This is a genomic window from Clostridium sp. YIM B02500, from assembly GCF_022324665.1.
GTDB lineage: Bacteria > Bacillota > Clostridia > Clostridiales > Clostridiaceae > Clostridium > Clostridium beijerinckii.
This window is the reverse complement of the sequence record NZ_JAKGTE010000031.1, coordinates 41,867-65,063: the sequence shown is the minus strand read 5'-3', so window position 1 is coordinate 65,063 and position 23,197 is coordinate 41,867. Positions and strand designations below refer to the sequence as shown.

Sequence of the window (23,197 nt, the reverse complement as noted above, 5' to 3'; positions counted from 1 at the left end):
AGCGTTCGTCCTGAGCCAGGATCAAACTCTCAATAAAAAGTTTAATCTTAGCTTACTCAAATAAAAATTGCTGCTTTACTTAAATGTATTTATCTTATTCTGTTCAATTTTCAAAGACCATTTTTTCTTTCTAAGCCTTCTTGTTACAAGGCTTTACAAGTTTCTGTCGTTTCTGACAGCTTACTCAGTATATCATCGCTTTCAGACTTTGTCAACAACATTTTTTAAAACTTTTCAAACATTTTTTAAACACTTTATCAGCTTTAAGTTATTGAATTCTGTGCTTTTCAGCGACGAATTACATCTTACCATCGTTATTTTATCTTGTCAACAACTTTCTCAAAAGATTTTTTCCCTTTCCTATAGGTATCCAATAAGATTAAGTTATTTCTAAAATCATGTCTCTTAACGACGTGTTTTATCATATCATCTGCATTATACTTACATTCTTTATTATTTATCCATTTAATGATATTATTCATATTATTCGCCATTTTTCTTCAAATTCATTGTTTTTATTTATATTGACACGCTAGAAGTAGTTGTCCACATAGTCTCTATTATAGTTAAATTTGTATATTATAGCTTTCATTATAATATTTATAGAGTCCCCTATATGTATATCTACTATTTATATAATATCTATACATCTACTTTGTAGGCTAAATTCCCAAATTAAGTTCATTAGGAATCACAACCCATCCTATAGAATTAAAAGCTACTTCCATATCATGATTGCTGCTTTGTGTAAATATGAAACCAGTTTTTATTCCAATTTCCTTCAATTTTGCCAAAGAACGATCTAACATTCTTTTTTCGATCTCATTAACTCTATATTCACTATATATAGCAATATGATATATAAATCCTCTTATGCCATCGCTGCCACATAATAAAGCTCCAATTACCTTTCCATCTTCGTTGCATGCTACAGAACTAGCTTTTGGATTCTTTTTTAAATATGTAATTAATTGTTCTTTAGTCACAGATTCTTCTAAAAATGATGAGCCAAAAATATCTCTCCACAGTTTAATTACTTGGTCTATATCAGATTCTCTCATTGCTTTCACCACTATAGTATTTTTCATTTATCCCACTCCATTCCTATTCTTAAGTATTGTATATTATTATGTTGCAAAAATACTTCTTCATCAACAATTCTAAAAATATTGCTAGAATTTTAGCCATAATCGTGAATTGTGAAATGTTCATTGTAAACTGCAACATATATTTAATAGTAACACTCTATTATTTTATTGGATACATAAATATTATAAATATTGTTATATATTTATATAGATTAATTAATTATAAGTTAGATAATATCTCACAACTAGAAATAAGCCAGGGTTTAAATCCAAATAATATTTTGATCCTATTTATCTAATACAATAACACTTTAACTTGTATAAGCTAAAGCTAAAAAATGCTTTTTACATAGCTTAATCGCCACGTAAAAAGCATTTTTATTATGTTGAATTCATTGATAGTTTAGTATCTGAAATATCTATCTACAGATATTTAGAAACCTAAATTTGTAATTCTTATTATTAATTTATCTTAAATCTAGCTAATTCTTCTCCTAACATTTCCGAAAGTGATTGAAGTTCCTCAGCATGCTTAGTGAATCTAACCATGGCAGAATCTATTTCTTCTGTTGATGCGCTAACTTCCTCTGATGCAGCTGCAGTTTCTTGTGATATTGATGAAATATTTTCAATTTCCACTATTACACTTTGTTTACTTCTATTTATATCAATTACAGATGCTTTTACTTCATTAACTTTAGCACTCATTACTCCAATTGATTCTATTATCTCGTTAAATATCTCCAGTGTCTTACTTACTGCTAACTCCTGTTCTTTTGCTATATTTTCAGCAGCTATAATAGCCCACGTTGCTTTATCTGACTTATTTCTTATATTTACAATAATCTCCTTTATTTCTTCAGTAGATACTTTAGATTGTTCTGCAAGTTTTCTTATTTCCTCAGCTACAACAGCAAATCCTTTTCCTGCTTCACCCGCACGAGCTGACTCTATACTTGCATTTAATGCTAAAAGATTTGTCTGTTCTGTTATTTGAGATATTTTTTCAGATATAGTATCTATTGTTTTAGTATTTTCAGCCATTTCTTGAACTATACCATTCACTTCATCCGTAGCCGTTTTAGTCTTATCTGATTTTTCTATTAAAGTGTCAATCATAGATAATCCTTTTGCTCCTAATTCCTTCGTATTTGCAGAAAGTTTGTCCATTTCATGTGAATTTTCATTAATTTCATCCAATTTACCTGATAGCTCATTCATTTCTAAAACCCCATGCTGGGCATTTTGTGACTGATTAACTGCACCATGTGAAACGTCCTCTATTGATTTTGAGACTTCCCCTATTGATGCCGTTACCTCTTCTGACATATTTGCCAGGTTGGACGATGTCTCTAATACTGTTTTAGATGATGCTGTAACATTTTCTATAAGCTTTGATATATTAGATATCATATCATTAAAGGATTGTGAAAGCTCCATAAATTCATCCTTTGTAGATAAATTTATCGATGCAGTTAAATCTCCCTTTGAAGCTTTTTCAAATACTTCTTTTAGCTTTTTAATATTTTGTGCTATACCTTTACTTAAGAATAATGATAGCATTATACAAATTATTAATATAACTAAAGATATGTATACTGTTGTCGCAAGTATTGAATTGGTATCATTAGTTACTTCTTTCTCATCAAGAGTAGCTACGACCTTCCATCCAGTAGTAGGGTTTGTCCCATATACTCCAAATTTCTTTGTATTATTAAATTCATATGTCAAAAATCCTGCATTATTATTTTTTACATCTTGCCAAAATGGCTGCTTAGACGCTACATCTGTACCAATTAAATCTTTATTCTTATGCGCTATCATATTTTGACCATCTATATCTGAAACAAATATATATCCAGTATTCCCTATTTTCTTAGTTGATATCTTTTCTGTAATTGCATCTAAAGATACGTTCATTGCACATACCCCAACTAATTTTCCATCCTTTTCTACTGCCTTAGCTATAGATACAACATTTTTTCCAGTTTGGGCACTTTTGAATGGTAAAGTTATTATAACTTGGTCTTTATGTTCTATTGCTTGTTTATACCAATCCCTATCACTAGCCTTATATCCATCTGGCATTTTCTCACTAGGATATATTTCAAATTTATCATCTACACTTGCAAAATATGTACTAAAGATATCGTTATCACTTTCCTTGACATCTTTTAACATACTAGTTATAGCTAAGTATGATTCATCTTTATCAGAATTAACAAAATTATAATTAGTTGATAATGCTTTAGTCATGCTTACAAACCCACTAAAATAGTTATCAATTCCATCATTTAATTCTAAAAGAGTTTGTTGACTTGTAAGTTTCAATTTTTGATTAAGGATCGATTTAGCTTGTTCATTTGCACCAAATCCAAGAATTATCAAAGGAATTAAGCATATTCCTAATAAACTCATAACAAGCTTGGTTCTAATACTTTTTAGTTTAATTTTCTTTAACTTCATTATTATTTCCCCTTTATCGTAAGTATATTAAATATTTATAAGTAATTATTTTGCAAAATTTTACTGTAAAGTAGCATTCTCGTATCATAAAAACAAAAAAGTCTCATTTCATAAAACAAGACTTTATTATAACTTTAATTATATTAATTTTTACCATGATTTAATCACATTACCATTATATATGTGATGTCTTTTACTGTCAATACTTATTATTTTTATCGAAAATTGTTATAATTCTGATTATTATATCACTAGTAAAAGTTTTTCTGTAAATTAGCAAATTCTTTTTAATATATATTCCGATTCTCAATGCACATTTCACAATTACAGCTAAAATTCTTGTAATATTTTTATAATTATCATGAATGATTATTTTTGCAATACATATATTCCAAAAAATTTAATTCATCAAATTCCATCTCAATCTATAGAACAATGCAAATTAAATATCTGTTTGTTCAAACGAACTTATTAAATTTCAGAAATAAATCTGTTACATAAACTCTCAGCAATTTAATATACTATAATTAGTGCATTTTATTAGCCTATTAAATTTCACATAAAGCATTAATTATATGCTTTCACATAAATATTAAATAAGGAGGATCATATATGTTTACTTATATCTTAATATTATTAATTTGCATTTTACTATCCACTATAATAAGTAGATTTATACCTTCCTTATCAGTTCCTATTGTACAAATTGCAATTGGATCACTAATCGCAATAATACATTCAGAATTTAGCATTGAGCTAGATCCTCATACATTTCTAGTAATGTTTATTGCTCCCCTTCTTTTCCGTGATGGAAAAAATGCAGATAAAAGATCTCTATGGAAACAGAGAAGAAATATACTTTTAATGGCACTAGCTTTAGTTATAGCAACAGTAATATTAGTTGGATTCATTATAAATAAGTTAATTCCATCTATTTCATTGCCTTCAGCTTTTGCACTTGCAGCTGCTTTATCTCCAACTGATTATGTTGCGGTTAGCGTACTTTCAAAAAAAATCTCACTTCCAATGAAAGTGCTTCATCTTATCGAAGGCGAAGGACTTATGAATGACGCATCAGGCCTTGTATCTTTTAAATTTGCATTAGCTGCAGCACTAACTGGAACATTCTCATTATTCGATGCAACTATGAGTTTTCTCATGGTATCTATAGGGGGAATAATTGCAGGATTCGTTTTAGAGCATATTCTAATTAAATTTGAATTTTGGATAAGAAGTCTTGGAATGGAGGATATTACAGTTGAAATACTACTTCAAATTCTAACACCATTTATAATATATCTTGTATCAGAGGAAGTATTTAAAGTCTCAGGTATATTAGCTGTTGTCGTAGCTGGAATGGTATATTCACTATCAGCTAAAAAAATAAAGTTTAAAAATGCTAGACTAAATGCGGTTTCAGAAAATACTTGGTCCGTTTTAGCCTACGTTCTAAATGGTCTTATATTTATAATAGTTGGATTGCAGCTACCAAATATAATTAGAATTGCTTTTTATGAAGCTACAATCAATAATTTTGAAGCTATCATTGATGTTTTATTAATAACATTATCCTTACTTACACTTAGATACTTCTGGGTTCTATTTATGTATAAGTTTGGAGATAATGCCTGCAAAGCAGAAAAAAGAAGTGTTAAATTTCATGCTGCACTTTTAACTTCACTTTCAGGGGTAAGAGGCGCTGTCACATTAGCTACAGTTCTTTCGATTCCTTTAACATTAGAAAATGGTGACCCCTTTCCTGAGAGAACATTAATTTTATTTTTGTCCGTTGGGGTAATTCTTACTACACTTCTTATTACAACTTTCATATTACCCCTATTTGCTAATAAAAATATCCCTAAAGAAACCGATTATTTAGAGATAATGAATAAAGCACAGATAAAAGTCTGGGCTAACACTATAAATAAATTAAAATTAGAAATTGATAATAAGAAGTACATTAATATGATTATAAGCGAGTATAAATATCGTATTCATCAATTAAAACGTGGAAATTCTTATTATAAAAATTGGAACAGAAGTAGCAAAGAGGAAAAGAAATGGATGCTTTTATGTTTAAAAAAAGAAATTGAAAATACAAAAAAGATGTTACAAGAAAATAAGATAGATGAATCGACTGCATATTTTTATGTAAAATCAGTTAAAAATAAAATTAAGTTAATGTCATCATTTGAAGGTTTTTCATTGGTGATTAGAGAAGCTTTAACTCGCATTTCTTCTTTAATTTTTAATATAAAAAAGCTAAGATATATATTAAGAGGAATTGAAAACAAAAAAAGAAGTGAGCAACAATTAAAAGACTTAGCCATGAAAGAACTTTATTCTACTAATGCAAAATTTTTAATTCAATATGTTAAATCTATCACTACTACTGAAAATCAAGAAACACTAAAGAAAATAATTTTATATTATCAAGGTGTCTATTGGGTTGCAAGCAAACCGATCTTAGAAAAAGCTAGCAAGTATGAAAAGAAAAAAATTGAAATTAAAGCAATGCAATTAGAAAGAAATACTATACAATCTTTATTTGAAGATGGAGATATAACTTGGAATATAGCATCTGAACTAAGAAAGAATCTAAATTATATAGAAAGTGATGTTTTAAGATAATAGGCTTTTATTTTTATAGGCCTATTTTTTATTCTCTAGTAATTTATATTCAAGTTAAATCTGTGGATAAGTTATGGGAGATACTAATTCTGAAAGTTGCTACTCCACAGCCACCTAAGATTTTTTATGTTATTTTGCATTTAGTGTCTCACTTATAATCCTAAAAAATGCTTTCCATATAGTATAAATTTTTCATTGAGAGATAATCTAATATTAAATATTATAATTTGACAAGTATGCACGGAGGATTAAAATGAAGATATTAAAAAAGTTACTATCTCTTATTTTCATATCTATATTTTTATTATATAGTATTAGCAAAACTTCATATGCCAGCCCAGATATTAGTTCCCAAACTCCACTTAAAGTAGGTGTATTCTTAAATAGTTTTAATGATCTATTTATTTCTAATGTAAAGAAAAACTTAGAGGATATTCAAAAACAAAATGAAAATAAAGTTCAATTTACTTTTTTTAATGCCAATGGAAACCAAGTTGTTCAAAATGAAGATGTTGACAAAGCACTCAATGAGAACTTCAATCTTCTTGTATTAAATCCAGTCAGCACCAATATGGATCAGCTTCAAGATACTCTCAATAAAATAGCACAAAAGGATATTCCATTAATTTTATACTATGGCAAAACTAGACCAATAATAAATTTCATAAAAAATTATCATAATTCTGTTGTTATTGATACAGATGTTGATCAGTCTGGAATTATTCAAGGCAAAATCATAGTAGATACATGGAATGCTAATAAAGAAAAATTAGATAAAAATAAAGATAATATAATTCAATATATCATATTAAAGGGCCCATCTAATAGTCCGGAAACAATTGAAAGAACTAAATACTCTATATTAACTATTAATGAAGCAGGAATAAAAACTCAAGAGCTTTTATCAATCCCCTGCAATTGGGAAGAGGAATGTGGTAGAACTTCAATGGAATCAACTTTATTAACACTTGATGGTAAAATTGAAGCAATAATTTCTAATAATGATGCCATGGCAATAGGTGCCATTAAAACACTCCAAAAATATGGTTATAATAAAGGTTATAACTCAAGAAACATTCCGATTGTTGGTATTGATGGTTTGCCAAAAGCTCAAGAATTAATTAATCAAGGAATTATGACAGGTACTGTTGTACAAGATTCACAAGCTCATGCCAATGCAATTTACACAATAGGAATGAATCTAATTTCTGGCAACAATCCTCTTAATGGTACCAATTATAAATTTGATGAAAGTGGAGTTACAATTAACATCCCTTATCAGGAATACAAACCACAAAAGCAGTAACTGAATCACCTAGCTACTGCTTATAAAATTATTTCCTAGTCTTTTCCTACATCAATTCTATAATTGAAGCATATAATAAACAAAAAAATACTAAATATAAATTCTATTTTATACAAAATAACTCTAAGCCCTCATTCTGAGTGCATATTCTTTAGAATATATATTCTGAACCATGTCTGTTAAGGGGTTAAGAATTGCATACAGTTTAAATTTTTGCTTTACAAAATTACTATATATAATATATCTTTAGATTTGAAACTATCTTTTTATGTAGCTTATCCTTGGAATTCACCATTTAAAAACTGCCCTTGCTTTTTTGTTCCATTTATCAAAATCAACGTGCCTGTCCCATCTTCTCTATCATGTTTAAATTCCCCTTCATATTTATTACCATTAGCATAAACTAATGTTCCCATTCCATTCATTTCTCCAGCCTTACACTCACCTTCGTATTTTGCACCATTTGCGTAACTAAATGTACCTCTTCCTTCTATTTTATCATTTACAAATTCACCTTTATAGATATTGCCAGTAGAATAAGTTAGTTCCCCATTGCCTTCCATTTTTCCATTTTTAAATTCACCTACATACACATCACCATCTGTATATGCATATGTACCGCTTCCTTCCATTAATCCATTCTTGTATGAGCCTTCATATCTATCGCCATTAGGACTAGAATATATCCCTTTACCTTCCATTTCATCATTTGCAAACTCGCCTGTATATTTACAACCATTGGAATAAGTTAATGTACCTTTTCCTTCTCTTTTATTATTTTTAAATTCACCCACATATACATCACCATTTGCATAAGTATATGTTCCTACTCCGTCCTTCTTCTCACTCTTTATCTGTCCAACATATTTCTCCCCATTAGAATAATCAATAGTCTTTTCTTTATTAGAATCACATGAAATAAGTAAACCTGAACCAAGTACAAGCAAAATTCCACCTATCATAATGGAAGAATAATTTCTTTTACTAAAAACACCACTTTTCATTTTCCATATTTTTTACATTAATAGTATTATAACATACTATGCTGACATTTTGTGCTCTAACTTAAATGTCTATATTACATTTAAGTTTCTGTGCTAATATCCATAGATTATGCATTAACTAGCTCTTTTAATAGATCTCTATGTATCTCCATGATTTTCAAATATACACTGCATAAAAATATTGGAACTAAATTTCACAAAAAATATATATTCTTTTGGCACAATATAACATATTTCTCAATCCTTTCTTGATTGAAAATTTTATTATTGGTATAATAAGGCATTATCAAAAAATAACTAGTCAACCGTTCTGTCTATTTGTACTTGTTATTCTGTTTCATATGTTTAAAACTAATTTTTTGAAAATAGAATAACTTTATATTTGCTCAATATATCTAAAAAGCCATATCATGAATATATATAAAAAAAACATGCTTAAAAATACAAGTTATGTGTATTGAATATTTTTTTACATTATGGAGGTAATAAAATGACATATATAGCTATTCTTTTGGTTATATTAAAATCTCACCCAGTGCTGAGTATTTGGGGATGTATTCTTTTTGGTATCATTAGTCAGTTTGCTTTCCCAAAAAAAGCCAAATTCTATTTAGCAAAATTTTCTATAATCTTTTTTGTGATTATTATTGCTAATATCTTTGTAGGACATTTTTTAACTAATATCATTATTGACAATTTTGGTGAAAAAGGTGAAGCTATGATTTTAGATAATTCGCTAACATCAGACCAATATAATAATGAAAGAGTCTATCGTTATAATGTTATGATTAAGCCAGAGAATGATGGCAATGCTATTTCAACTTACTTTTTATCATCAGATTTTAATATTATTCATAACGATTCACTTAATAGATACTCCTATCCTTCAACTGGAGTCAAGTTTAATGTAAAGTATATAAAAGCTTATCCAAAAGCTTTTGTTATTATAGCCAATGATGATAGTGAATATGGCAGACAAATTCAGATTAATAAGTATTCATCAGAAAAATCTAAGATAGAGAACCAACTAAAGATGGATCCTGAAAACTCTGATCTTAAAGAAAAACTTAAAGAATTGGACAATAAAATTCAATCTATTATTGATAGCAATAGTGGTAATACTAGTGAAAACGCAACAAAGCTTCAGCTTAATAATTATTTATTAGAAAGATCTAATATAGAAGATCACTTAAAACTGGATCCTGAAAACTCTACTCTCAAGAAAAAGCTTGAAGAGTTAAATATAAAAATTCTTTCTATTAATAACAGTAATTTTGCTGGAGAATTAGTCGCTATATTTGGCGGAAAAGGTACAGATTCTGGAAAATTAAATGACGCAAGATATATTACAGTAGATTCTGATAATAATGTTTGGATAGCAGATTACACTGATGGGAGGATTCAGCAGTTTAATAACTCTGGTGAATTCATTAAGATGATTCAAATAAATGGAGATAAAAATGATTCCAAACTGATTAAAGGACTATCTGCAGATATGAATGGAAATTTATACGTCTCTTCTGGCAGCACGATTCAAAAATACAAAACAGCTGACGGTAGTTTATCCGCAACTTTTAAGGGAAATGATTATTATGGCCCTTTAGCAGTTGATAAGGATAATAATATATATTTGCTAACTTCTTCAGCAACAGAAAACACATTATTTAAGCTAAACTCTGATGGAGCAATACTTGCTCGTTTTAATAATATTATAAAGAAAGCTAATAAAGATGATCCAGGTATGAATGCTGACTTGGCATTAGATGGCTCTGGTAATATCTATATCTTTAGTGAATATAGCAAAAAGATATATGTATATAATTCTAATGGAGATTTCATTAAATATTTAGATTTAAAACTTAATAATGAAGATACCAACATTGAGACAATTTATATAGATAATAGCGATAATTTATATGTAAAAAGTTTTAATAGAAATTATAAATTTGACCTTAATGGCAATTTACTTAACATTTTACCTGATAAAAATTACTATAGTACTAGTGTGGATTCAAACAACAATATTTATATGTCAGATAATGATGATATATTTGAATATAATCTAAATAATCCTGCGCAGGAATAAAGAATTGACTAGCCACAATGCTCTTTAAGTAATTTTTAATTATCTTTAATGAATATTTCTCAATGTTCTGCAGATAATATAATTGTTCAAACTCAAACACAAAAAGAGATAGCAATTCCCCCATTCTCCCTGCTATCTCTTTTCTATATATTAAATTCTATAAATTCTATTTTTTATCTTAATTCTTCAAACAACTTAGAGCTTTATGTAATAATAATTATAAAATCTTTTTTAAACTTTGAATCTATTTACTTCTTCTATCATTTGATTTATCATATTACTAAGAATTTGTGCTGAAGAAGCCACTTCTTCTGTTGATGCATTCATTTCCTCTGATGATGCCGAGATTTCTTGTGCTGATGCTGAAACCTCCACTGAAATTGAAGATAATCCATTTATTCTGTTCAAAATAGTATCCTTATCATTTTCTATCTTACCAGCAGAACTCTTAACTACTTCGATTTTAGGAATCACTTCATCTACTGAGTGTATTATCTTTTTAAATGATGTTATTGAATTATCTATAATTCTAGCTTGATTCGCCATTTCACCATCCATTGCAACAGACTCCTTAACTATAGTTTCGGTGTTATTTGATATTTCATTTATTAATTTGCTAATATTTTCTGATGAACCTTTTGACTGTTCAGCGAGTTTTCTTATTTCCTCTGCAACTACTGAAAATCCTTTTCCTGCTTCTCCTGCTCTAGCTGCTTCAATAGCCGCATTTAATGCTAATAAATTAGTTTGTTCTGCAACACTATTGATCAAACTTGTAATTTCATTTATTTCATTTATTTCATTTCCAAGTGATTTTATCTTATCATTAAAATCTTTAAATGAATTACTTACATTTATTACTGATTGATTTAGCCTATTCATTTCAGTGCTACTATCATTTGCCATTAAACTTATTCCTCTAGAATTAGAGTCCACAACTTGTATTTCTCTAACCATTTCGGATAACTTATCGCTAAATTCATTAAGAATTTCTGTTATATGTATTAATTCCTCAGACTGATTGCTTGTTCCTTTTGCAACCTCAGATATTGCCTCAGTAACATTTTGTGATACATTTGCTATCTCTTCTGAAATAGAAGATAAATTTTCTGATTGCCCATTAATATTTGAAGAATTTTCTTTTATTTTTTCAATCATTGCTCTTAAAGATTCCTGCATTGATTTCATTGCATTAGTCATGACACCAATTTCATCTTTTGATTTCAAATACTTAGCAGAAATTTCTTCACATAAATTTCCTTCTGCTAATATATTCAAATGTTTAGAAGTGAATTTCAGCCCCTTGGAAATACTATTTGAAATCAGATAAATTATAGCTAATCCAATTATCAAAAATACTACCGATGATAATATGACTAAAATTTTCAAGCTGCCTAATTCTGATAGCTGCTCGCTTTGAGTCACTGAAATTCCTACTGACCAGTCAGTCCCCTGTACTGGTGCATACCCTACAATTTTATTTTCTCCCTCATAATCATATTCACCTTCGCCTGTTGCTTTAGTAATCATTTTACTTTCAATGTCTGCTAAAGCTTGAATCTTGGGTTCTTTCTTTGCTTCTTCTATAATATTTGACATTTTTAAAACTAAGTCTCTATTACTATTTGCAATAGTTGTACCATTTTTATTTATCATAAAGGCTACACCTGTCTGCCCAATTTTTACTTGATCCGTTAAATCACTTAATTTATTTCCATCTCGTGTTTCAATTAAAACCCCTGAAATTTCATTGTTGTTTTTTATAGGAACTGCATATATAACAACTACCGATCCATCAGTTTTGCTTATAGATGGATCAGTCACATTGCTTTTGCCACTTAAAGCTATCTTAAAATATTCTTTATCTTTGACCTTAGTATGTGTGCCCTCAGAAGTAGTAACATTTCCCTCCTTGTCTATAATACTTAGTCTAATACCTCCGGTTCTTTTTACTTCCTCTGAAAGAATCTGAATTTTGCTATCTGCTGAATTATTCGTATCTTTTATATCTGCTCTTGCCGCAATAGACTCTAGAGAACTTAACTCACCTTCAATCCTGCCTTGAATATTACTTGCAGTTTGCTTTGCAATTTCAGGCAAGGTATTTTTCAAATTTGATTTCAATGCCTTTGATGAATTCATAAAAGAAATTATACCTAATCCTATACATATAATTCCAACTAATATTCCAAAAGACATCATTAATTTCATTTTTATACTTTTCATAGTGTCCGCCTTTCCATAATTGGTAATCTAAATTAAAGACTTTTCTCTAAATTAAAATATTCTCTCTAAATTATTAACTCTTCACCACTTCTAATATTTCCATCTATTTCATCATTTAATTATTAAGCAATTATAATGCCAATTTTTGGCTTAATGTTTTCAAACTTAGATATATAGCTATATCACTTATAAGTCGAACTTAATTCTTAGAGATTATTATTCTAATATTTTAGAATATTTTTCAACATAATAATTATATTTCACTCCTCAAGCTACTAAAATCAACAAAATAACTTATTCTAAGAAATTAGAAGTTTATAATTAAATTTCTAATTTCTTAGAATAAGTTGATAATATTTTTATAGGATTTATTAAACATAAAAATTACCTCCATTTATTTGGAGGTAATTTGCGATGAGAAAAATATTTTTCATTATATATTAATCAGTTATTTTCTAACTACTTAAATATTTAGAGATAGGATACTTTAAAATTTACATTACAGTCATTAAATAACTTAACTAATCATGATAAATTCTGCATAATTTACGTGTTTTGTTTCTTAACTATAGCAGTTCCAATTCCCGCTTCAAGCACGCCTTAAATTATTACTTCTAAAAATACTTATATTCTTAGTTATTTGTAACATTCTTTCATGAACACTACTGCATTTTACATAAATCATTAGCAATAATAAGCTCCGCCTCTGTAGCTGACTTAATTTCTTCAATTGTATATCTAGGATTATATTCTTTTAACACAAGTCCACTATTTGTAACTTGCATAACTCCCATTTCTGTAACAATAAGGCTAACTTTGCCTACTGCTGTAAGTGGTAATTTACAATCTTTAAGTATCTTTGGCGATCCTTTAGCTGTATGAGTCATTGCAATAATAACTTTTTTTGCACCACTTACCAGATCCATTGCACCTCCCATCCCTGGAACCATTTTCCCTGGAACCATAAAGTTTGCTAAATTACCTTTTTGATCTACTTCCAAGGCGCCTAAAACAGTTGCATCTACATGTCCACCTCTAATTATCCCGAAAGAAGTAGCACTATCAAAGAATGCAGCACCTGTTTTTATTGTAACTGGTTGTCCGCCTGCATTAACAATATCTTTATCCGTTTCTGCTTCTGCAGGTTCTGAACCTAAACCAACAAAACCATTTTCTGATTGCAACACGACATTAACACCTTTTGGTATATAGTTAGCAACCATAGTTGGAAGCCCTATTCCTAAATTCACTACATCCCCATCTTTTAATTCCTTCGCAATCCTCTTTGCAATAAATTCTTTTACATTTTCCACTGCCATTAGTTTTTACCTCCAACAATGTAATCTACAAATATTCCAGGAGTCATTACATGATTTGGATCTAATTCTCCAGCCTCAACAATCCTTTCAGCACCTGCTATTACTAAATCAGCTGCTGTTGCCATTAATGGATTGAAATTTCTTGTAGAACCTTTGTAAAAAATATTTCCCTGTGTGTCTGCAATAGATCCTCCTATTAATGCTATATCCGCTCTCAATGGTAATTCTAAAAGGTATTCTTTATCTTTTACTTTTAATTTTTGCTTTCCTTCTTCGCAGATAGTTCCAACACCTGTTTCTGTCAGAAATCCACCTATACCTGCACCACCACACCTAATTTGTTCTGCTAATGTTCCCTGTGGAACTAAATCTACTATTAATTCTTTATTGTTCATCTGCCTTCCTGTTTCAGGATTAAGGCCTATATGAGATGCTATAACTTTTTTTACTCGTTTGTTTACGATAAGTTTTCCAATTCCCTTATCCGGCAATCCTGTGTCATTTGCAATAATTGTAAGGTTTTTCACCCCTTTTTCAAGTATTGCATCAATTAATATTTCTGGAGTCCCTACTGCCATGAATCCTCCTATCATTACAGTCATATCATCTTTTATAAACTCAATAACTTCACTAACACTTTTAATTTTATTAGCCATACCTCTTCTCCTTTGCTAATAATTATAATATTGAAAATAACTTTCTATATCTCCATATCAAGTAAGACTGAACTTAAACTCTTACCATGCATATCTAGTGATAATGATCTTGTTACGCCTCCACCTAATGCATCATACATAACGAAGTTTAATGCACCAATATTAGGTAATTCATATCTTACAACTTCTCCATGTACTATGTCTTTAAACCATTCTTTTACTTTATCTGTAGTCACTTTTTCTTTTATCACTTTATAATCTTCGGCTTTATAAGCTATAAGTGATATATTCGAAATATTTCCTTTGTCGCCTGTTCTTGAATGTGCAATCTCTCTTAATTTCATTTTTCTATACCTCCTCGTAAACTACTTTTATATTTATATCTTCACTTGGCACAAATATAGAAGCTACTGATACAATTTCTTTAACACCTTTCCTTGCTCCACCGCCTCCAGCTGGACCATTTGTATAAAGTGCCTCAACTTCATTTCCAATTATTGCTGCGTCTTCTTTTTTTAATGTTCTTCCAGCAACTCTAAGTCTTACCTCTTTAAAATCATTCTTTCCTTCATTTAGATAATTACTTAAAGAATCTTTGTATAGCGAATTTACCCCAATAAGATCTACTCTTAACTCTTCAATTGGTGCATTTATATACTCTAATCTCTTTTTGATTATCTCTCCAGCTAGCACAGCTCTTTCATAGGCTCCTGAGCCACCATAACTCATTTCCCCCTCACCAATATAGCAATCTTTATAACCTACACTAGTTTTAAATAACCCAGTTTGCGCTTTCCCGCTTGCACCATTTACTAAAACTCTATCTTTTTCAATTTCTTTAATAGTTACTTTTGAGAAGTCTGCTATAACATCTGGTGTAAAATAATTTTCCGGATCATGAATTTCATATATTATTTGTTCTTTACAAGTATCCTCTGTAACTATTCCACCTGCATCTTCAAGTTTTGTAATTACTATTTCCCCATCCTCTGATATTTCTGCTATTGGGAAACCTAAGTTCCATAGTTCTGGTACATCCTTATATCCTGGATCCGCATAATATCCACCAGTCACCTGTCCAGCACATTCTAATAGATGTCCCGCTAAAGTCCCTTTACCTAGAAGCTCATAATTATTCTTATCCCATCCAAATTCAAACATTAATGGTGCTAAAGTTAGTGATGGATCAGCAACTCTACCGGTTATTATAATATCTGCTCCGTTATTTAAAGCCTCTATTATCCCCTGAGTTCCGATGTACACATTGGCAGAAACTATTTGCTCTTTTATAGCTTCCAATTTTTCTCCTGTTTCAAGTATTTTGTAATCCATATATTTATCTATATTTCCGAAAATGTCATCTCCAAGAACTGCCGCAATTTTTAATCCTTCAATCCCTAATTCTTTTGCAATTTCACTTACTTTTTTGGCTGCCGCCACTGGATTTGCAGATCCCATGTTTGTTATAACCTTTATTTTATTCTTTTTGCATAAAGGCACCACATATTTCATTCTATATTCAAGCAGTTCATTATATCCCTTGCTTGGATCCTTCAATTTTTGTTGTTGTCCTATTGCTATTGTTCTCTCTGCTAAACATTCAAATATTATATAATCAAGTTTTCCCTTTTTCATAATCTCCACTGCTGGTTCTATTCTATCTCCTGCATAACCAGCTCCTGAACCTATTCTAACTTTTTTCACTTTAATGACCTCCTTATTGTCAATAATTTATATATTAGTATACTTAGCAACTATTGTGCCAAATCTGCAATTTTGTAAATTTAAATTTCTAAATTTACCTAATGTACTATTCTCAGAATATTATATTAAGGAATATGTAGCTTTCTAGGCAAAGTTTTATTTCTAAAATACTAGAAATAAAACTTTATTAACCGCCCTCTACCTTATATGAATCTATCCAATCATTACAGCATCACTTGAATTTCTAGAATTTAAGAATTATTAGTACTACTTTCTAAAATTCTAGATTCCTTAACAACTTCTTAATAGATTAAATCATTTTACAAATTCCACTTAAAACTAAATAATTATAATCTTAAATATAGTACTTTATTAATACATATGTTTAGAATTTAATTACCCCTATGAGTACCGCCGTTATTAGCATTACAATTGTTACTGCAAAAGCATAAGGTATTGTTTTTTTCTGATGCTCTCCAAGCTCTACTCCTGAAAGTCCTATCAATAAGAATGTTGAACCTGTAAGTGGACTGATTGGGAATCCAGTAGTCATCTGTCCAAGTAATGCTGCTCTGCCTATTTCTATGGCTGGAACACCAAATCCTTTTGCAGTTTCTGCAATTACTGGTAACACTCCAAAATAAAATGAATCTGGATCAAATATTAAACTAGCTGGCATTCCTATAATACCTACAATAACTGCAAGATGTTGTCCAAGCGCATTAGGAACTATAGAAATTAATACTTTAGCCATTGATTCAATCATTCCAGAATTTTGCATAATTCCTACAAATGCACCTGCTGCAAATAATATACTAGACATCAAAAGAGCTTCCTTTGCATGAGCATCAATTCTTTTCCTTTGCTCTTTTACATTTGGATAATTTATAATTAAAGCAATAGTGAATGAAATCATGAATACTGCTGTTGGTGCAAACATTCCTTTTATAAGTATTCCAATTGTAATAATAATAGTTAAAATATTAACCCAAAATAATTTAGGCCTAAAAAGTTTTTGTTTTTCTTCATCAATTATCATTTCACCTATATCAGTATTTAAAAGGTTTTCCTTTCCAATTCTTCCAACTTCCTTCTTAGCTAATCTATAATCTATAAATAATATGAATATAGCACCTACTAGAATAGGTACAAGAAGTGGGTTGAATAATTCCGTAGAAGATACCTTAAGAACAGACATTGCTCTAAGAGGAACTCCTCCCCAAGGCTCCATATTAACAAGACCAGCTGATAAAGCTACCACGGTTGCTAATGTGGTCCTTTTCATTCCTACTGCATCAAATAACGGAAGTAATGCTGGTATGACTACCAAGAAAGTTACTGCTCCATTACCATCCAAGTGAACAAACATAGATAGAATAGCTGTACCTAATACAATTTTTACTGGATCTCTTCCAACTAATTTAAATATCTTCTTGATAATTGGATCAAATGTCCCTGCATCAGTTAAAATTCCAAAGAATAACGTTGCAAAAATGAACATAGTTCCGGTTGGCGCTATGGATGTAATACCCTTGATTATAAAATCACCTGTACTTTTCCCAAATCCGCCTATTAGTGCTGCTACTGTCGGCACAGCTATGAGAGCTGTCACTGGCGTAGCTTTATTTGTCATTATTAGTGCTAGTAGGATAACTATAGTTATGAAACCAAGTATAGCTAACATTAATAACCCTCCTTTAATTTATATTTTCACTTTTATATATAGCAATAGCTGTGCCAAAATTAATTATTATCATATTTATTTTAGAATATTAAGAAAAATATGAAAAAAAGCACTATTTTTATATGTTGAAAACGTTCTTGATTGTTATAGTTAATGCGGATTTCTGCATCTTTAACTTCAAAATTTATTAATATAAAATAAGACCTATTACTCTCATGATTTTTATATTAAATTTAATAAACCGTCAATAAATATTCTAAAATCTTAGAATTACTTTCTGACGGTTTATCAAAAACTAGTTAATTGGTCGTTAATACCTCCAATCCTTGTTATCTTTTTAACATTGTATAGGTTAACATTTTCAATAGATTATAACCCTGTAATTAAGTTTTAAAAATTCATTCTAAAAACTAAGAAATACAAAATGCATCATTTATAATATTTTAGAAATATTATTTTAATTTGTTGTAAAGTGTAGCCAATGAAATTCCTAAAGCTTTCGCGGCCTTCTTTTTCCCTTCAACAGTATCTCCATAAACAGTAATAGCTTCATTTATTACTGAAATCTCTGCATCCTTTATTATTTCCTCAAGAGATTTTAATTTCATAATATTCTTTTTTATCCCCTCTGTCTGAATAATTTTAGGAAGATGTTCAGGATTAATAATATAGTCATCTGTCATATTCGCGGCAAACTCAATAGAATTTTTCAACTCTCTGATATTACCTGGCCAATCGTAATTATATAGTAAATTAACAGCTTCTTCAGAAATTTCGATATTTCTTTTTATTTTATAAGCCATTTGATTTATGAACTTATTTACTAATGGTTTTATATCTTGGCGTCTATTTCTTAATGGTGGTATGTTTATTGGAAATATTGCTATTCTGTAGTATAGATCCTTTCTAAATTTATTTTCTTCTATCATTTTTTCTAAGCTCTTATTAGTAGCTACTATTATTCTAACATCTATATGTATTTCTTTTAGTCCACTTACACGCCTAATAGTATTTTCTTGAAGTACTCTTAATAATTTTGCCTGAAGTCCATAATCTAGTTCAGATACTTCATCTAAAAAAAGCGTCCCTCCGCTGGCCAATTCAAAAAGTCCTTCTTTTCCTCCCTTTTTAGCCCCAGTAAATGCACCATCTTCATATCCAAAAAGTTCACTTTCTAATAAGTTACTATCAAACGTAGCACAATTTACTGCAACAAAAGGTCCATTTTTTCTATTGCTATATGCATGTATGGAATTAGCATATAGCTCTTTACCAGTTCCACTTTCACCAGTAATAAGTATATTAGATTCACTCCTTGCAGCTTTTTGAGACAATTTTTTAGTTTCCTCTGAATTTATATCAACACAAATTATGTCATCAAAAGTATACTTGACTTTATTCATGCTCTTAACTCTTTTTTCAAGATTACTTATTATTAAATTTGATTTATTTAATTGTTCTGTAAGTTTATATATTTCAGTTATTTCATTCAATATAGAAATACCACCAATTATTTCATTACTTTCAATAATTGGCACCATATTTACTATATATTCAGCATCTCCTACTTTTCTAGGAACCCTTAATAACTTTTCACCAGTTTTTATTACATGTGGAAGTCTAGATCCTGTTCTCACCTCAGACAAAGGCTTTTCAATTATATCTTCTCCACTAACTTCCGTTATCCTTGTATATGCCGGATTAGTATATTTTATAATCCCATTTTTATCGGCTATAAGAACTCCATCATGTAAGGAATCCAATATTATTCTTAACCAATTAGTTATCTCCACCATTCTCACTCCATTCCTTAAAAATATTTGTTAATTTTAATAATATCATAACTCCTTGTCTAAACATAGTTGAATTAATTCTTGATAGTTAAAAGAGACTATCCAAAACTGAATTTTGAATAATCTCTTTTATCTTTCACTTTATAAACTTATATTTCCATTCATATCTTCTGTTCCTTGTGATTCTTTAGAACGAATCTTTTTTCTAAACTTTCTTTTCAAATCATCAAAAACTGTATACATGATTGGTACTACAAATAATGTTAAAATTGTAGAAGTAACTAGTCCACCAATTACGGCTTCTGCCATTGGTGCACGCATTTCAGAACCCATACCCTTAGATATGGCAAGAGGAATCATCCCAAAGATCATAGCTAAAGTTGTCATAACTATTGGTCGCAATCTTATTAACCCTGATTGCTTTATAGCCTCTTCTCTTTCCATACCTTCGTTAATTCTTTGTTTAGCCGCATCTATAAGCAATATTCCGTTCTTTGCAACTAAGCCCATAAGCATTATTATACCTATTATTGACATTAAACTTAATTGAGTTTTGCAAACAAATAAGCCTAAAACAGCTCCAATGATTGCAAGTGGCAAAGAGAATAGTATAGATATAGGATCAACAAAGCTTTCAAACTGCGCTGCCATAACTAAATATAAGAATAATGCAGCCATAGCCATTGCTTGTTCTAAACTTCCAAGGCTGCTTGTCATAGATCCCCCAGCTCCTCCTAAAGATACTGAAATACCTTCTGGCATATTCATTTGAGTTTGAATCTTTTTCATGAAGGTATTCATGAAAGTACCTGAAGCTGAACCCGAAATATTACAAGAGATCTGCAATTCTGCAAGTCTATCATATCTAGTCAATTGTGCTGACGCTGTTTCAAAAACCTCGTCCGTTACTTCTGATAGCGGAACAAGCTTATTATTTGAACCTGAAACATAAACTTGTTTAAGATTATCAAGACTTGCACGTTGATCTTTTTGTAAATACAATACTACGTCATCTCTATTTTTTCCATCATCATATTTAGTTACAGTCGTACCACTAAATAAAGTCTTTAACGTAGTCGCAGCATCCGAACTGCTTACTCCTAAATCTGCCGCTTTATCGCGATTAACTTCTAAAGCTATTTCTGGAAGACCTGATTTATCATTACTACTTATTTCTCTTACCCCAGACTCTTTAGCCAATTCTTCTTTTACTTTTTGTCCAAAAGCTTGAAGCTCTTCCCTATTGTCTCCAACAAGCTCAAAAGTAGCATCTTTTGATGATCTTCCACCACTTGCCATAGAGGCAGCTGCTACTGACACTTGTGCTCCTGGTATGTTCTGTAGATTTCCACTAAGTTTTCTAGCAAAATCTCTTGAATTTTCTTTACGTTTGTTTTTGTCTGTTAGTTCTATTTTAATTGATGAACTATTTTTTGAAACAGTAGTATACATACCACTGACTTCTGGATATTTCTTAATAATACTTTCAATTTGTTTAGCTTTTTCTGATGCATTATCTAATGTTATACCTGAATCAAAATTTGCACTTACAGTCACTTGATTATTATCTGTTGATGGCATCATAGTAAATCCAAGAGATGAAATAAGTGTAAGACTTCCTGCAAACATAACTCCTGCAACTATTATAATTATTAGTCTATGATGAAGAGACATAACTAAAAGCCTTGAATACTTATGCGCTAAGATATCAAACTTACTATTAAATCCCTTAAAGAATTTGCTAAGAATATTTTCTTTCTTATTTCTTTTTAGTCTTAGCATTTTAGATGACAGCATAGGCACAAGAGTAAAGGATATAAATAATGAAACTGCCATACTAAATACAACTGTAAGTCCAAATTGAAAGAAGTATCTTCCAATTGTTCCACTTACCATTGATACCGGCAAAAATACAGAGATAACAGCTGATGTTGTAGCTATTACGGCAAAGCCTATTTCAGATGTCGCTTCTCTAGCTGCTTCTCTTGGGGATTTTCCCATATGCAAATGCCGCACAATGTTTTCTATAACAACTATCGCATCATCTATTAAAAGCCCTACTGCAACTGATAATGCCATTAAAGTCATTGTATTTAGAGAAAAAGCTTTTACTTTCATGCAAACAAAAGTTGTTATTATTGAAATTGGAAGTGTTGTTGCACTTATAAGGGTACTTTCCCATTCATTTAAAAATAAGAATACTATGACAACTGCTAGTATACACCCATCCCTCATAGTTTCTAAAACACTATCTATAGTGCTTTGTATTGATACTGAGTCATCACTTACAATATCAACATGTACCCCTTTTGGTAAAGAGGATTTAAGCTTAGTCAATGTCTTTTTTACATCATCTGCCAATTGAACAGTATTTGAACCAGATTGCTTAACTATATCAATACCAATTGCTGGCTTTCCATCGTAATATGCATAACTGCTTCTATCTGCAACTCCGTCTTCAACTTCTGCAATATCTTTTACTCTAATTTCTGTACCATTTTTATTCGCTATTAAAATATTTTTAAAATCATCTACTTTTTTTATCTTGCTGCTTATTTTAACAGAAATCTCATTATCTTTATCAGTAATCTTACCTGTAGATTGGTCTACATTATCTTTTTTAATGGCATTTGATACATCAGTTGTTGCAAGTCCATACTTTAAAAGCTTATTATTATCTAACTTTATATGGATTTCTCTTGTATCTTCACCAGATATATTTACTGACCCAATACCAGACACTGTGTACAGTTTCTTTTCAATATTATCAACAACATCTGATAATTGTTGGTTATCATCTAGTCCGTAAACAGCAACAGATAAAATTGATGTTGCTGATGAATCGAATTTAGAAATAATAGGTGTATCTATGTCACTTGGTAATCCCCTAATACTTGAAACTTTATCTCTAACTTCTTGCGCTGCAACTTCTGGATCCTTATCTAAATCGAATTGTATATTAGTCCTTGAACTTCCTTCTGTCACAGTTGATGTTATATGACTAACTCCTGAAATTTTTCCAACTGCATCTTCTACAGGTTTTGTAACATTTGTCTCTATATCTGTTGGAGATCCTCCTGTTTCTGTAATCGAAACTGAAACTGATGCATTCTCAGCTTCTGGCATGTCATTAACAACTAATCTTTCATAACATACCATACCCACAATCGCAAAAACTAACATGATAACTGTTATAAATACTGGTCTTTTAATACTAACATTTGCTATATTCAC

General features: G+C 30.0%; 15 protein-coding genes. 3 read left to right on the top strand and 12 right to left on the bottom strand.

Going from position 1 to position 23,197, the window contains the following annotated elements; all coding sequences use genetic code 11:
* Nucleotides 1–314: 314 nt before the first annotated feature.
* From L1S46_RS21000 to L1S46_RS20990, 3 genes are all read right to left on the bottom strand, one after another.
* Nucleotides 315–482, bottom strand: coding sequence for a hypothetical protein (locus L1S46_RS21000; protein WP_017209120.1), 168 nt, complete (start codon nt 480–482; stop codon nt 315–317).
* 180 nt (nt 483–662) lie between these two features.
* The gene (locus tag L1S46_RS20995) at nt 663–1,088 is read right to left on the bottom strand and encodes a GNAT family N-acetyltransferase (protein WP_236897618.1); all 426 of its coding nucleotides are present in this window, start codon (nt 1,086–1,088) and stop codon (nt 663–665) included.
* Nucleotides 1,089–1,550: 462 nt separating this feature from the next.
* Entirely contained in the window at nt 1,551–3,554 is a 2,004-nt protein-coding gene (locus L1S46_RS20990) for a methyl-accepting chemotaxis protein (RefSeq protein ID WP_238900842.1), read from the bottom strand.
* 612 nt (nt 3,555–4,166) lie between these two features.
* On the opposite strand from L1S46_RS20990, the gene L1S46_RS20985 reads away from it, so the two are divergent.
* Both L1S46_RS20985 and L1S46_RS20980 read left to right on the top strand, forming a co-directional pair.
* Nucleotides 4,167–6,185: a Na+/H+ antiporter gene (locus L1S46_RS20985; RefSeq protein ID WP_238900841.1), complete on the top strand. Its 2,019-nt coding sequence runs from the start codon at nt 4,167–4,169 to the stop codon at nt 6,183–6,185.
* Between the two features lie 253 nt (nt 6,186–6,438).
* On the top strand, nt 6,439–7,491 hold the full coding sequence (locus L1S46_RS20980; RefSeq protein ID WP_236897613.1) for a galactose ABC transporter substrate-binding protein: 1,053 nt from the start codon (nt 6,439–6,441) through the stop codon (nt 7,489–7,491).
* A 275-nt stretch (nt 7,492–7,766) separates the two neighbouring features.
* Here L1S46_RS20980 and L1S46_RS20975 read toward each other — a convergent pair whose 3' ends face one another.
* The gene (locus L1S46_RS20975) at nt 7,767–8,453 is read right to left on the bottom strand and encodes a hypothetical protein (RefSeq protein WP_236897612.1); all 687 of its coding nucleotides are present in this window, start codon (nt 8,451–8,453) and stop codon (nt 7,767–7,769) included.
* A gap of 532 nt (nt 8,454–8,985) precedes the next feature.
* Between L1S46_RS20975 and L1S46_RS20970 the strand changes: the two genes are divergently transcribed.
* Nucleotides 8,986–10,581, top strand: coding sequence for an NHL repeat-containing protein (locus L1S46_RS20970; protein ID WP_077828878.1), 1,596 nt, complete (start codon nt 8,986–8,988; stop codon nt 10,579–10,581).
* Between the two features lie 231 nt (nt 10,582–10,812).
* On the opposite strand, the gene L1S46_RS20965 is transcribed toward L1S46_RS20970, so the two are convergent.
* From L1S46_RS20965 to L1S46_RS20930, 8 genes are all read right to left on the bottom strand, one after another.
* Nucleotides 10,813–12,807 carry a methyl-accepting chemotaxis protein gene (locus tag L1S46_RS20965; protein WP_077828879.1) on the bottom strand — a complete coding sequence of 665 codons (1,995 nt, stop codon included), beginning with the start codon at nt 12,805–12,807 and terminating at the stop codon, nt 10,813–10,815.
* 662 nt (nt 12,808–13,469) lie between these two features.
* Nucleotides 13,470–14,126, bottom strand: a complete 657-nt coding sequence (locus tag L1S46_RS20960) for a 3-oxoacid CoA-transferase subunit B (RefSeq protein ID WP_077828880.1) — start codon at nt 14,124–14,126, stop codon at nt 13,470–13,472.
* Nucleotides 14,126–14,782, bottom strand: a complete 657-nt coding sequence (gene atoD, locus L1S46_RS20955) for an acetate CoA-transferase subunit alpha (protein ID WP_026889037.1) — start codon at nt 14,780–14,782, stop codon at nt 14,126–14,128. Before atoD ends, L1S46_RS20960 begins: the two co-directional genes overlap by 1 nt.
* Before the next feature lie 44 nt (nt 14,783–14,826).
* Nucleotides 14,827–15,126, bottom strand: a complete 300-nt coding sequence (locus tag L1S46_RS20950) for a hypothetical protein (protein ID WP_023975780.1) — start codon at nt 15,124–15,126, stop codon at nt 14,827–14,829.
* Between the two features lie 4 nt (nt 15,127–15,130).
* The gene (locus L1S46_RS20945) at nt 15,131–16,486 is read right to left on the bottom strand and encodes an acyclic terpene utilization AtuA family protein (protein ID WP_238900840.1); all 1,356 of its coding nucleotides are present in this window, start codon (nt 16,484–16,486) and stop codon (nt 15,131–15,133) included.
* Between the two features lie 385 nt (nt 16,487–16,871).
* The gene (locus L1S46_RS20940; protein WP_077828882.1) at nt 16,872–18,170 is read right to left on the bottom strand and encodes a citrate:proton symporter; all 1,299 of its coding nucleotides are present in this window, start codon (nt 18,168–18,170) and stop codon (nt 16,872–16,874) included.
* Between the two features lie 452 nt (nt 18,171–18,622).
* Nucleotides 18,623–19,963 (bottom strand): sigma 54-interacting transcriptional regulator, encoded by a 1,341-nt coding sequence (locus L1S46_RS20935; protein WP_173707034.1) that lies wholly within the window; start codon nt 19,961–19,963, stop codon nt 18,623–18,625.
* 141 nt (nt 19,964–20,104) lie between these two features.
* The gene (locus L1S46_RS20930) at nt 20,105–23,197 is read right to left on the bottom strand and encodes an efflux RND transporter permease subunit (protein ID WP_077828884.1); all 3,093 of its coding nucleotides are present in this window, start codon (nt 23,195–23,197) and stop codon (nt 20,105–20,107) included.

What these genes read in the sequence shown, in the direction of transcription:
- L1S46_RS21000 (WP_017209120.1), bottom strand. Translation starts at nt 482, where the DNA reads ATGAATAATATCATTAAATGGATAAATAATAAAGAATGTAAGTATAAT.
- L1S46_RS20995 (WP_236897618.1), bottom strand. Translation starts at nt 1,088, where the DNA reads ATGAAAAATACTATAGTGGTGAAAGCAATGAGAGAATCTGATATAGAC.
- L1S46_RS20990 (WP_238900842.1), bottom strand. Translation starts at nt 3,554, where the DNA reads ATGAAGTTAAAGAAAATTAAACTAAAAAGTATTAGAACCAAGCTTGTT.
- L1S46_RS20985 (WP_238900841.1), top strand. Translation starts at nt 4,167, where the DNA reads ATGTTTACTTATATCTTAATATTATTAATTTGCATTTTACTATCCACT.
- L1S46_RS20980 (WP_236897613.1), top strand. Translation starts at nt 6,439, where the DNA reads ATGAAGATATTAAAAAAGTTACTATCTCTTATTTTCATATCTATATTT.
- L1S46_RS20975 (WP_236897612.1), bottom strand. Translation starts at nt 8,453, where the DNA reads ATGATAGGTGGAATTTTGCTTGTACTTGGTTCAGGTTTACTTATTTCA.
- L1S46_RS20970 (WP_077828878.1), top strand. Translation starts at nt 8,986, where the DNA reads ATGACATATATAGCTATTCTTTTGGTTATATTAAAATCTCACCCAGTG.
- L1S46_RS20965 (WP_077828879.1), bottom strand. Translation starts at nt 12,807, where the DNA reads ATGAAAAGTATAAAAATGAAATTAATGATGTCTTTTGGAATATTAGTT.
- L1S46_RS20960 (WP_077828880.1), bottom strand. Translation starts at nt 14,126, where the DNA reads ATGGCAGTGGAAAATGTAAAAGAATTTATTGCAAAGAGGATTGCGAAG.
- atoD (WP_026889037.1), bottom strand. Translation starts at nt 14,782, where the DNA reads ATGGCTAATAAAATTAAAAGTGTTAGTGAAGTTATTGAGTTTATAAAA.
- L1S46_RS20950 (WP_023975780.1), bottom strand. Translation starts at nt 15,126, where the DNA reads ATGAAATTAAGAGAGATTGCACATTCAAGAACAGGCGACAAAGGAAAT.
- L1S46_RS20940 (WP_077828882.1), bottom strand. Translation starts at nt 18,170, where the DNA reads ATGTTAGCTATACTTGGTTTCATAACTATAGTTATCCTACTAGCACTA.